The 11,800-nt window shown below is 72.3% G+C and carries 11 protein-coding genes; 2 read left to right on the top strand and 9 right to left on the bottom strand.

Annotated features, from left to right (window positions below):
* Positions 1–269: 269 nt before the first annotated feature.
* Both ASG96_RS01035 and ASG96_RS01030 read left to right on the top strand, forming a co-directional pair.
* On the top strand, positions 270–518 hold the full coding sequence (locus ASG96_RS01035; protein ID WP_057586026.1) for a hypothetical protein: 249 nt from the start codon (positions 270–272) through the stop codon (positions 516–518).
* Between the two features lie 115 nt (positions 519–633).
* Positions 634–2,298, top strand: coding sequence for an MBL fold metallo-hydrolase (locus ASG96_RS01030; RefSeq protein ID WP_369813556.1), 1,665 nt, complete (start codon positions 634–636; stop codon positions 2,296–2,298).
* Here the strand turns inward: ASG96_RS01030 and ASG96_RS01025 are convergent.
* The 9 genes from ASG96_RS01025 to ASG96_RS00985 form a co-directional block, all read right to left on the bottom strand.
* Positions 2,261–2,890 (bottom strand): sugar transferase, encoded by a 630-nt coding sequence (locus ASG96_RS01025; protein ID WP_056756136.1) that lies wholly within the window; start codon positions 2,888–2,890, stop codon positions 2,261–2,263. The genes ASG96_RS01030 and ASG96_RS01025 overlap by 38 nt on opposite strands.
* Positions 2,891–2,935: 45 nt before the next feature.
* On the bottom strand, positions 2,936–3,967 hold the full coding sequence (locus ASG96_RS01020; RefSeq protein WP_057586019.1) for a hypothetical protein: 1,032 nt from the start codon (positions 3,965–3,967) through the stop codon (positions 2,936–2,938).
* Complete coding sequence (locus tag ASG96_RS01015) at positions 3,964–5,232, bottom strand: polysaccharide biosynthesis C-terminal domain-containing protein (protein WP_162261997.1); 1,269 nt, start codon at positions 5,230–5,232, stop codon at positions 3,964–3,966. The genes ASG96_RS01020 and ASG96_RS01015 overlap by 4 nt, the downstream gene beginning before the upstream one ends.
* A 59-nt stretch (positions 5,233–5,291) precedes the next feature.
* Positions 5,292–6,596, bottom strand: a complete 1,305-nt coding sequence (locus ASG96_RS01010) for an O-antigen ligase (protein WP_057586015.1) — start codon at positions 6,594–6,596, stop codon at positions 5,292–5,294.
* 92 nt (positions 6,597–6,688) lie between these two features.
* Positions 6,689–7,741 (bottom strand): aminoglycoside phosphotransferase family protein, encoded by a 1,053-nt coding sequence (locus ASG96_RS01005; RefSeq protein WP_057586014.1) that lies wholly within the window; start codon positions 7,739–7,741, stop codon positions 6,689–6,691.
* Positions 7,738–8,175, bottom strand: coding sequence for a hypothetical protein (locus tag ASG96_RS23535; protein WP_057586012.1), 438 nt, complete (start codon positions 8,173–8,175; stop codon positions 7,738–7,740). The genes ASG96_RS01005 and ASG96_RS23535 overlap by 4 nt, the downstream gene beginning before the upstream one ends.
* Positions 8,172–9,347 carry a glycosyltransferase gene (locus tag ASG96_RS00995; RefSeq protein WP_057586010.1) on the bottom strand — a complete coding sequence of 392 codons (1,176 nt, stop codon included), beginning with the start codon at positions 9,345–9,347 and terminating at the stop codon, positions 8,172–8,174. The genes ASG96_RS23535 and ASG96_RS00995 overlap by 4 nt, the downstream gene beginning before the upstream one ends.
* Positions 9,344–10,381 (bottom strand): hypothetical protein, encoded by a 1,038-nt coding sequence (locus ASG96_RS00990; protein WP_157610584.1) that lies wholly within the window; start codon positions 10,379–10,381, stop codon positions 9,344–9,346. Before ASG96_RS00990 ends, ASG96_RS00995 begins: the two co-directional genes overlap by 4 nt.
* Positions 10,378–11,790: a hypothetical protein gene (locus ASG96_RS00985; RefSeq protein WP_057586008.1), complete on the bottom strand. Its 1,413-nt coding sequence runs from the start codon at positions 11,788–11,790 to the stop codon at positions 10,378–10,380. The genes ASG96_RS00990 and ASG96_RS00985 overlap by 4 nt, the downstream gene beginning before the upstream one ends.
* Positions 11,791–11,800 lie beyond the last annotated feature (10 nt).

Below are 11,800 nucleotides of genomic sequence, written 5' to 3'. Positions count from 1 at the left end.
CTCTCCTCACCTCAGGGTGCCTCGCACGCTATCGACCAGCGTGGGAATCCAGGGCATAGACACCGAGATTTTCCGGACTCGCGTGGTTTCGGCGGCGCCTTCGCCCCGCTCTCGACGCTGCCCTGGCTCGTCCCGACCGTCATCGGCACCTACTTGGTCCAGCAGGGCGCCACGCGGCTCGTGGGAGACATCACCGGCACCCTCCTGGCCGGTATCGCCCTCGGCACCTTGGCGGGGATCGCGTCGCGGCCGGCCGGCCACCGCGTCTCGTGCTCCTCCTCGGTGGCTTCTTCGTGCTCACCGTCGGGGGCCTGGGCCTGCGCGGCGCCACCGCGCTCCTCGGCGACGACGTCGTCTCCGGGTTCGGCGACCTGCGTGACTTCCTCGTCCAGATGCCGTCCGTCGCGATCTCGCTCGCCAGCGGCCTGCTCGCGACCGAGCGAATGCCCTCGACCACCCGCCGCGTGCACCCGAGTGCTCCTCCGACCGTTCCCGGAGGACCTGGGTCACCCAGGTGACCACGTGACCGGGTGACCCACGCCGGTGCCTACCCGCCAGCGGGCTCGGGCGTGGGCACAGGTGTCGAGGCGTCGCGTACAGCACCTGCCGTAGAAGCGAGTCACACAGGGGACGGTGGCCGCTGCACCCGCCGTCCGTGACGATGGCCGCGTGGTCGCACCTGTTGTCACTTCTCTCGGGCACGCTGGGCTGCGGATCGACGCTCCCCACCTCACCATGCTGTGTGATCCGTGGATGTCGCCCGGAGGGGCCTTCCTCGGCTCATGGTTCCCGTTCCCCGACAACTCGCACCTGCGACGAGCGGATGTGCTGAACGCCGACTGGGTGGCCATCTCGCACGAGCACCTCGACCACCTCGATCTCGACCTCCTCCGGGAGCTTCCCGAGCGTGTGCGCATCGTCGTCCCTCGCTATCCCGCGCCGGAGATGGTCCAACGCATCCGCGCGGCCGGCATCCGCAACGTCCTCATCGAGCTCCGCAGCTGGGAGCGGCTGGCGCTCAACGACCGCGGGGACTGGGTCACCGTCATCCAGGAGCTGTCGCCGATGTGCCACGACTCGGCGATCCTCGTCGTCGCGGCCGGCCACGCGATCCTCCACACGAACGACGCGCGCCTCTCGGTGGCGCAGCTGCGGCGGGCCGCCCAGGAGGCTGGACGCCCCCTCGACCTCATGGGCGTGCAGATGTCGGGCGCGTCGTGGCACCCCATCTGCTACGAGTACCCACCGGAGGTCGTCGCCTCGATCAGCGCGGACAAGCGCATGGGCAAGTTCAAGGCCCTCAGTCGGCTCCTGCGGGCGGCACCGCCCCGGACCGTGATGCCGTATGCCGGGCCGCCCTGCTTCCTCGATCCCGTGCTCGTCCACCACAACGAGCGCATGGCACCGCCCGGCATCTTCCCCGACACCGCGCAGGCCGCCGCCTTCCTCCGGTCGAGGCTCCCCGGAATGGCCGTCGAGCCGCTCATGCCCGGCGACCGGATCGACGTGGGCACCGGCGTGGTCGACCGAGACCCGCGCTGGGACGGTTTCAGCCTCGCGGGCGGCGCTCACGACGGCACGCTCGACGCGGGGCTGCCCGACCCCCTGCGGGACTACCTGCGTGAGTATGCGGAGCGGCGGGCGCACGAGGTGGCCGCGGTGTATGCCGCCAACCCCGATCCGCCCCGGGGCAGTGGGCTCTCGCAACGCTTCGCCGACCACTTCACCGAGCTCGGGACGCTCTCCGACTACTTCCTGCACCGCATCGGGATGACGGTCCGTTTCGTCGTCACGGGCGACGACGGCGGGACGTGGGACGTCGAGCTCGGACCGTCGGAGTGCCGGGTCGACCTGACCGGCAGCACGTCGCACCCCGGCTACCAGATCACGGTCGAGGCCCGCTGGCTCGACGCGGTGCTGATGGGCCGGGTGCGCTGGGAGGACCTGTTCCTCTCCCTCCGCATCTCCGCGTGGCGCGATCCGGACCGCTACAACGACTACCTGGTCGGGTTGCTCAAGCACGCGGATGCCGGCGCCCTCGCGGCCGTGGAGTCGTTCGAGGCCGAGCGGAACCCGAACGACAGCGTCGTCCTCACCGACGGCGACCACGGGTGGCAGGTCAGCAGGTACTGCCCGCATGCAGGAGAGGACCTCACGCACGGCGCGGTCATCCGCGACGGTGTGCTGCGGTGTCTGGGTCACAACTTCGACTTCGACCTCGCGACGGGCGAGTGTCTCAACGCCCGCTGCGATCCCCTCGTCACGCGCCCGCTCGGATCCCCGGCCGTCGTCCCCTGAGCAGGTAGCGGACCGTCATCGCGATGACGTGCAGCGTCGCCAGCAGCGTCGGGCGGCACAGGAAGGTCAGGTCGGCCGCGACCCGTCGGGGCACCAGGCGCTCGATGTACCACTGCTCGACGTCGTCCGCCGACCCCGAGATGGTCACGTCGTCACGCAGGGTGATCTGGGCCGGACCGGTCAGGCCGGGCGTCTCGTCGAGGACCCATTGGAGCGCGGCGGGGTACTTGGCCGCGAGCGCCGGCGTCTCCGGACGCGGCCCGACGAGGGTCATCTGACCACGAAGGACGTTGATGAGCTGCGGGAGCTCGTCGAGGCTGGTGCGCCTCATGAGACGACCCGGCCCGGTCACTCGTGAGTCGCCGGCCCTCGTGACCTCAGGGCCGCCGACACCCACCCGCATCGTGCGGAACTTGTACATGGTGAAGGCCGCGTGCCCCCTCGTGAGTCGCTGCTGGCGGAAGATGACGGGCCCCGGGCTCGACAGACGCACGACGAGGGCGAGACCGAGAAGAACCGGCCACAGCAGGACGAGAGCGGTCAGGGCCACGACGAGGTCGAGCGCTCGTCGTCCCGTCGAGATGGCTCCCACCCGCGGCGTCCGCAGCGCGGCGTGCCGGGTCAATCCAGTCACAAGTCACCCCGTCCCTGACGCGACGAAGACGGTGCCGAACATGGTCCGCATCGACGCGACGTCCGCCTCGAGCCCCACCTGGAGCGACGACGGGGTCATGTGGGTCCACAGCTGGGCTCCACGAGCACGACGGGCGCGAAGGGCCTCCACGAGCGGGTTCGTCCGGAGGCCGGGGTCCGTGATCGTGTAGGTGCCACCCTTGTAGGGCTGGCTCCACGCCCAGATGTCGACGGCCTTCGCCCCGTGCGCGAGCGGGATGTCCACGAAGGTGTGGACGTCCGCGGCGGCATCGGCAGCGGTGCCGTCATAGCGCCCGGGATGGGCCAGCGCCTTGCGCGCCTGCAACCGCACCGTGCCGCCCCAACGACGCGTCGCCTCGTCCCACACCGCGGCCATCGCCTCGTCCCGCGTCGTGCCCCGGGCCGCATACTCCGCGCTCGACCGCAGGCCCGGGCTCAGGTCGATGACGTCCAGGCCACCCTGTGCGACGTACGAGTCGACGGCCGCGAGCGAGGTCGCCGGGTTCTTCGATACCTCCCGAGCGGCGCACTCGGTGGACACCGAAGGCACGGTGTCGCGCTGCCACCCGAGGCAGCCGAGCTGCGGCACGATGACGTCGATGAGCACCTTGCGGCCGGGCAGCCGCGCGTGCAGCGCAGCGGTCGTCGCCTTGAGGAAGGCGAGTGCAGTGGCCGGGTCCGTCCCGTCGTCGTAGCCCAGCTCGTCCGCGATCTTGACTCCGGCCACGCCCGGGCGGTCGGCGAGCTGGATGACCGTGGCGAGCACCGCCTCGTAGCGCGAGGGTCCCTTGACCCAGGCCGCGAGCAGGTCGGTCTCGACCCAGGCGGTGGCGTGCTGGGCGACCACGGCCTGCGCCAGGGCGACGTACTGAGGTCGCACGGTGGACGGTGCGGGGATCGGGGCGGCCGGACCGGCCTGGCCCCCGGCTGTCGTGCAGGCGGCCGAGGACACGACGAGGACGAGCAGGCCCCCGCGCAGAGCGGCGCGGAGGGAGCGCGGGACCCTGCTGCTCATGGCTGCTCCTGTGAAAGTCGTCTCCAGGCCCGGATGAGGAGCACGTCCGTCGTCAGATAGGCCACGGCGCTTGCCCAGGCCGCACCCAACGAGCCGTGGCGCGGGATGAGCAGAAGGTCCAGCACCAGCGTGACCGCGAAGCCGCCGCCGAGGACGACGGAGTTGAGCCCAGGTCGACCCGACCCGAGCAGGAACCCGGACGCGACTCCTGCCGCGGGCTCGGCCACGAGGCCGAGCGAGATGACGGCCGCCGGCAACGCGGCGGCACTGAACTGCTCCCCGTAGACGGCCGGCAGCACCACGAAGGCACTGGCGGCCAGGAGCACCCCGGCGAGCACGCCGAACGCGAGGAGCTGGCCGACGGTCGGGAACGGCCGCCGCGCCGGAGGGGCTGGCGCCCGAGCCGCCGGAGCCACAGAGCCAGCCGACGCGACCGATGCGGCTCGGCGAGAGAAGTTCGGATACGTGACCCACGTCAGCGCCAGACCCGGCAGGCGCAACAGCTCCGCGTACTTCGAGGCCACGACGTAGACACCGACCTGGGCAGGGCCGGCCATCGCCCCGAGGACGACGACGTCGAGACGCAGGTTGAGCAGGTTGAGGATGCCGCCCACCTGGCTGCGGAGCCCGAAGGCAGCCATCCGCCGGCCGAGCGCCAGGTCCGGGCGCCCGATGAGCGCGGCTCCTCGCAGGTGCACCCTGCGACCGATGCGCACCCAGGCGTGTGCCGCGACGACGACGTCTGCGACCAGCAGGGAGAGGAGCAGCAGCCATCCACCGCGCACTCCCCAGACCCAGAGGAGCAGGTAGACGGGTACGAAGGCGGCCTCTTCCGCGGCGGTGACGATGTTCGAACCGCGTGAGTCGTCGAGGGCCTGGAGGCATGCCTTCCCGACAGCGACAGGGAGCTGGGTGGCCACGGTGATGCCGGTGACGGCGACGACGGCATACGAGGTCGAGCTCATGAGGTGGTCGTGGATGACGGGCGTCAGCACGAGCCACACGGCCGTGCCGACGAGAGCGCCGGCAAGCAGCGCGGCGTGAATCGTCGGCCACAGCCGTGGGTGTGCCGCCTCGGGGCCCGCCACGAAGAACCCCATCGACCCGGGCAACCCACATGCCGCGACGACGCCGACAAGGCCCGGGAGGACACGCATCAGGGCGAGCAGCCCGACGTCCTCGGCGCCGCCCGACCTGGCCACGAGCACGGTCACCAGCGCCACCGAGACCAGCGCCACGAGCCGGGCGCCGATGTTGCCCACCACGGATCGCGCCGCCGTGCCCCGGAACGCCCTACGGCGCAGGACGCCGGGCCGACCCCGGTTCATCGGACCGGCCCCGGGTTTCGGCGCTCGAAGCCCCACGCCGCTGGGTCGATCCCGGCGACGAGGCCCAGCAGGGCCCAGATGTGACGGAAGTGCAGCACCTCGTAGAACAGGGCAGCCGCGGCGAGAGCGCAGCCGAGCGCGAGCAGGAACTCGGGGCGCGGCACGACGTGGCTCACCCAGCGGGACTGGGTCCACGTCGCGACCCGCCCGAGCCTGACGGCGGTCACCGCGATGAGGGCGACCAGCCCGAGCCCTCCGAGCGCGCCTCGTTCGACGAGCGTGGCGAGGTAGTCGTTGTGGGCCTCCTTGACGTACGGAGCGGCCTCCCCCTTCAGGGCGGCCTTGGTCCGCCCCGGCCCCACACCCACGAGGTCCCCGCCGAGGTAGAGGCCGAGGGTCTCCGAGGCCAGTGCCTCGCGCGATCCACTCGACTCGTCCGACCGACCCAGGGAGTCCTTGAGGATCTGGACGCTGTCGGCGGCCTTCTGCCCGATCGCGGAGAGGTTCACCTGCGGGACGACGAGGGCCACACCGGCCGCGGCCAGGAACGCGGCTGCCAGGGCCGCCAGGACGCCTTGCCGTCGTCGGAGTCGCAGAAGCACTCCCACACCGGCCATCACCGCGAGGCCGACGGCGGCGCCGTTCGACCCCGTGAAGACGATGGCCAGGAGGACCAGGAGGACGGCGAGGCCCCGGGCCACCCGGTGTCGGATGACGGACGTCGCGAGGATGAGGGCGATGCACACGAGGAAGTAGTTGGCCGCGAGGTTGGGGTCGTCGAACGTGAGCGAGGCACGCCCGCCGTCCTTGGCGCTGAGACCGGCCATCCACGAGATGCCGGCGATGCGACCGGCACAGAGCACGCCGGCCCAGAAGACGCCGGACCACACCCAGGCGCGGAGCAGCACGTCGAGCAGCCACCGCCGGCGACGGACGGCATTCGCGATCGCAGCAGCCCACAGCAGGCAGAAGATGTCCTGGAGAACCGCCAGGACCGCCGACTCGGCACCGGACTGAAAGGCCGACGTGGCGCCCGCCGTCACGAGCAGGCCCATGGGCAGCAGGTACGGCACCCCGACGGGGACGTGCTCGTGCCGCAACCACAGGACGACGACCACGACGAGCGCGAGGATCCCGACATCGGCGAGTGCCGTGTTGCCGGGACCGCTCGGCACGAGGAGGGGGAGCATCACCACGGATGCGGCGAGGACGTATCCGACGTGGCGTGGCCCGCGCGCGAAGTACGGGTCGTCGAGCGGGAGCCGGTCGGCCGGATGCCAGGTAACGGCTCGTGTCGGCACGCCGCTCGTGCGGCCCCCGTCCGCGCGACGGGCAGGCGACGGTCGCCGGCCCGCACGGGACGTCGGCGTCAGGGGCGGCGCTGGACGCGTGGTCACGGCCATCGCAGCAGCTCCTCGGCAAGCAGCAGGTGCTGGGCCGCGAAGTCGGCGTGGTCGCTGTGCGCCGCGACGTCGACCGTGGCGAGCGCGAGCACGTCGCGCCACAGGTGACCGTCTCGCCCTGTTGCGACGAGTGCCTCGGAGAGGACCTGCCCGACGAGTGATGGCAGCCACCCGACGCCGTGGGCGGCATACCGGATCGGTTCCCCCCAGCCGCCCGCCGTCAGGCCGGGGTGTCCACGGACGGCGCGTCCCGGCCGGGTGTGCCGATCGAGGTAGAGCAGGTAGCTCACGACGAAACGGGCCAGGTCCCTGACCGGGTCGCCGCCGATGACCGCATGCTCCCAGTCCACGACCCCGGTGACGCGACGACCGGTGCGCAGGACGTTGCCGCACCAGAAGTCGCCGTGCACCACCGACAGCGGCGACCCCGGAGGCATCAGGAGTCGTGAGTCGAGGTCCGTGACCCTCTCAGCGACATCGGAGGCGACATCGGAGGCGACGTCCGAGGAGGCCTCGCCCGCCGGCCACCGCTCGCGCAGGCGCCTCGCGAGCGCCTGCCAGTCCCCGGAGGGGCCGGGGACCCGGTCCACCGGAAGGCGTCCGAGCTCTCGCAGCCACGAGGTCGCACCGGCGAAGTCCTCCCGGACGACATCAGCCTTCGCCGTGTGCCGCCACCGGTGGTAGTCCACGGACATCGGCACGCCCGGAAGGACCTCCGTGACGAGCAGGGCTCCGGTCTCGTCCCGGCGCTCGTCGAGGAGCCGCGGCACGGTGCCACCGACCATGCCGGGATCGAGCGCCTCAACCGATCGGAGCGCTGCGGCCTCGGCGCGCACGGCAGCGACGGACCCCTCGGTGAGCGCCGCCTTGACGACGAGGCGCGGTGTCGAGTCCGTCGGGGAGAACGCGACGATGATGGCCTTGGGGTTCTCGTCCCTCGACAGCGCCACCACGACGAGCGGCGGCGACTCCGTCCCGAGGTGGTCGCGCAGCGTCGAGCGAAGCAGGTCTCCGGGACTCGTCCCGAGCAACGTCGTGGTCATCGCCGGGTCCCGACGAGGATGCGACCCGGTACGAGGGCACCGGTCACCCGGAGGATGACGACCGCCCCCGCCCTCGTGCCGCCGGCCCGCTGGGTCGCGCGCTGCAGCGCCTCGATGAGGTACGTGCCACGCGTCACGCGCGGCGGAGTCGTGGTGAAGGTCGACAGCAGCCACCGCACCGTTGCGGGGTCGTCGGCCGCCACGAAGGTGGCATGCCCCCAGGTCGGCAGCACGATGTACTCCGCGTCGACCCGGACACCGAGTCGTCCGGCGGCCCGCCGGAGACGGCCCCGTCCACCCGGCCGCCGGTCCGCCAGGGCGACCGTCGCGCCGCGCGGGAGGACCATGACCCGCGCGACGTCCTCCCGCCGCGTGGGCCATGCCACCTGGGTGTCGGCGGAGAGCAGGACGTGGGCGGGATCGGGGACGCTCACGACGTCCCCCGCGTTCCGGCGCCGACGAGGCGACCCCGCGGACGCGCGGCCCCGTCCGTGTAGACCTGGTCGAGCACCGACCCGGCTGTGGTCTGGTCGTATCGGGCGCCGAGGCGCTCACGAGCGCGGGTGGCCCACTCGCGCGCCTCGACCGGGTGCGTCAGGGCATGGTCGAGGGCGGCGGCCAGCAGGTCCGGACGCATGGGCGGGACGAGCAGCCCCGTGTCACCCGGGATGACCACGTCCGGGACGGCGTTCACGGCAGTCGCGACGACGGGTATGCCGCACTGCTGGGCCTCGACGACGACGCACGGGAGCCCCTCGTAACGGCTGGCCAACGCGAAGACGTCGAAGGCGGGCAGCAGCTCGGGGACGTCCGAGCGGTTGCCGAGCAGCAGCACCCGATCGCCGATCCCGAGCGCTTGGACCTCACGGGCAGCGCGCGCGGCCAGCTCGCCGTCCCCGATCCAGACGAGGGTCGCCGGCGTGGAGAGCCGGCTCAGCGCGCGCAGCATCACCTCGGGAGCCTTCTGGTAGTCGAGTCGACCGACGGTTCCGACCACGGGCACGTCGGGCCCGAGACCCAGCCGTTCCCGGGCCCGCGCCCGCGTCTCCGGGGTGAGGACGACACTCGGGTCGTCCACCGCCGGGCCGATCGTGTGGATCTGCTCCGGCCGGGCCAGTCCACGCCGCAGCGCCTCGACCGCCACACCGGTGCCGACCGCGAGGTAGGCGTCGGTGATCCTCGAGAGCCGGCGTTCGATGCCGATGTAGGCGGCGCGCGACACGGGGTTCTGGAACTCGTGGAAGGGGAATCCGTGGAGCGTGTGGACGATGAGGGGCACGCCCGCCCGATGGGCCGCCAGCCGACCCAGAGCCCCCGCCTTGGCACTGTGCGTGTGCACGATGTCGGCCTCGCGGGTGCGCACGAGGTCGGTGAGCCGGTCGAGCGCCACGGCATCGGCCCGAGGGCTGATCGGGGAGACGAGCTCGGGGACGACCACGACCTCCACCCCGCCGGCTCGAGCGCGGTCCAGCAGGGGTCCATCCCTGGTTCCGGTGACGAGGACGCTGTCGTAGCGCGACGGCTCCAGGGCGGTGGCGCCCCGCACCGCCACGCCTCCGGCGCCGGCGACGCACCGGGTGACCACGTGCACGACCCGCCGCTTCATGGGCGATGTGCTCCGTCGACAGCCGGCTCCGCCGTCACGCGCAGCTGGGCAGCGATCTCCCGCAGGGTGACCCCGGGCGACGAGGGAAGCAGGACTTCGTATGCGGGACGCGTCCGAGCCATGGACTCGGCGACGCCCGCGACCGGAGGATGGGCCGGGCCGCGCGCCGTCCCGAGCGCGAGCGTGGCAGCGAACGCCCAGTAGCGACGCAGCTCGCCTGCGGCGTAGGTGCCACCGACGAGCTCACGAGCGGCGCTGCTCGCGTCCAGCCGCCGGACCACCGGGTCTGCCCGGTCACCACGGCGCAGCACGACCACGGCATCGGGCACCACGGACTCGACTCGACGCGCCCACGACGACTCGCGTCGGCCGTGCGGCATCCGACGTCCCGAGCCTCCGAGGGCGCGGGCCGGCTCCAGCAGGCCGTGCACCGTGTGTCCGTCGCTGACGCAGAGGTTGTCGCTCACGGGCACGTCGGACGCTCCGTCGAGGGTGGCGACCAACGTCGACTTGCCCACGCCACCCGGACCCGCCAGGACGATGGCGGATCCGCCGACCGTGGCGGCAGACACGTGCAACGGCACATGGCCCATGACACCGGCCCACCACATGGCCGGGTACTGCACCAAGACGGCTCGGTGAAGCAGCACGCGACGATCGGGAGCCAGCGCACCGAGGGCTCGGTGGCGCCACCCCGGCCGAGCCCGGGCAACGATGTCGAGCCCCGAGTCGGACGGGCGGATCGTCAGGTCGAGCCCACTCGCACACGCGTCGAGGAGGATCACCTCCCGGCCGTCGGACCAGGCCCCCCGCGTCAGCGGGCGGTGGTGCGGCCCGGGCTCGGTCGTCCCCGTGCGCGCCACGGTGACGCGAACGTCGGCGACTGCCGCTGCCGCACCGCCGTCCCGCGGTGCACGGCTGTCGGCGTCGGAGGGCTCCGGGCCGCCCCAGGCCTCGTGCACGACCTCCAACCAGTCCTCGGTGTCGGCGTCGACGTCGACGACCACCCCAGCGGTACGCATGTGCTCGCTCATCGTCGAAGCACCTCCTCGGTCTCGACCCGGGCCAGGGCGCGTTCGTCGTCGACAGGGATCGGCCCCCTGACGGGACCCACGTCGGCCCGGTCGGCCCGGTCGGCGTGCTCGGCCCGGTCGGCGTGCTCGGCGTGCTCGGCGTGCTCGGCGTGCTCGGCGTGCTCGGCGTGCTCGGCGGCGTGATGCGACCCGGTCCGGCCGGTGTCGCCGGCAGGTGCGCGGCGAAGCCTGCGCCTGCCGGGTTCGTAGCTGACGACACCGAGGACCGGCCACCCGAGGGCCTCCACGAGAGCGCTCGTTCGGGCGAGGTCACGAGCCAGGAGCTGCTTCGGCGTGAGGACGACGGCCACCGGGTTCTCACCAGGGTCCACCCATTCGCTCCCCAGGACGGAGCACTCGAGGCGGTGGGAGCCGGGACCGGCCGACGGGCCGACGTGTGGCGCGAGCAGACGCGCCCAGTCCTCGTCCCGCGCCAGGACCGGCACGACGAAGAGGTGCCCCGCCTCGTACCTTCGTGCCAACAGGGCCAGCCGGTCTGCAGCCTGTACCGCAGCGGCGACGGTGCGCGGAGAGACGTCGCGTGCAGGGAGGTGGCCCACGAGCGGCACATCGAGCGCGCGGGCGATCGCGCGGGCAGTGGGCAGTCGCGGCCGGAAGGTCTCGAGGGTCGCCGCGAGGCCGAGCCCCACGAGGGCACCGATGAGCGCGACGAGGATCCCCTTCTGCGGGGTGTCCTTGGGAAGCGCGACCGTCGGTTGGCGAACGGGGTCGAGCAGGACCGCCCTCGAGCTCGACAGGAAGGCGAGGTCGAGGTCCGAGAGCTGACGCTCGTACTCGGTCTGGCTCGCGGTGAGCGCGCTGAGCTGGGCCTGGATGGCGAGGACGTCACCCGGCGAGGCGTGGGAGAGCCTGGACACGAGCTGCTGGCGCTGCTTGGTCAGTCCGTCGAGCTGCGACTTGACCTCCTTGCGGCGCTGTTCGACCGTCTGCTGGTCGCCGACGTTGGAGAACTGGATCACGTCCGAGGTCAGCGAGCCGGCGATGATGGCGGCCCGGCTCGGCGATGTGTCGGTGACCGCGATCTCCATGACCGGCGACACTCCGACTCGGCGCACGTCGATGTGGTTCGCCGCGAAACCGGTGACGTCTGCCTGCAGGCCCGCCTTGTCGAGCGCGACGCGCACCACACCGGGACTCGTGGCGATGCCGAGGACCCGCTGGCTCGTCGCGTCGGCCTGGACGTTGGATGCCGCCAGGTCTCGTCCCATCTGCACCCGGGCCACGGCCTCGTACAGGTCGGCGTCGTTCCTCCCGAGCAGCACTGCCGCCGACAACGGAAGGACGATGCAGCTGAGGATGATCAGCCAGTGTCCCCGGAGTATCCGATGGAATGCCTCGTCGATCGTCATGTCCCCACAC

The sequence above is a fragment of the Terrabacter sp. Soil810 genome (assembly GCF_001429645.1).
Taxonomy (GTDB): domain Bacteria; phylum Actinomycetota; class Actinomycetes; order Actinomycetales; family Dermatophilaceae; genus Terrabacter.
This window is presented reverse-complemented; position numbering and strand designations above follow the sequence as displayed.

Bases quoted from the DNA above. Each gene is read 5' to 3' on its own strand.
- ASG96_RS01020 (WP_057586019.1), bottom strand. From the start codon at position 3,967: ATGAGCAGCAGGGTCCCGCGCTCCCTCCGCGCCGCTCTGCGCGGGGGC.
- ASG96_RS01005 (WP_057586014.1), bottom strand. From the start codon at position 7,741: ATGACCACGACGTTGCTCGGGACGAGTCCCGGAGACCTGCTTCGCTCG.
- ASG96_RS00995 (WP_057586010.1), bottom strand. From the start codon at position 9,347: ATGAAGCGGCGGGTCGTGCACGTGGTCACCCGGTGCGTCGCCGGCGCC.
- ASG96_RS00990 (WP_157610584.1), bottom strand. From the start codon at position 10,381: ATGAGCGAGCACATGCGTACCGCTGGGGTGGTCGTCGACGTCGACGCC.
- ASG96_RS00985 (WP_057586008.1), bottom strand. From the start codon at position 11,790: ATGACGATCGACGAGGCATTCCATCGGATACTCCGGGGACACTGGCTG.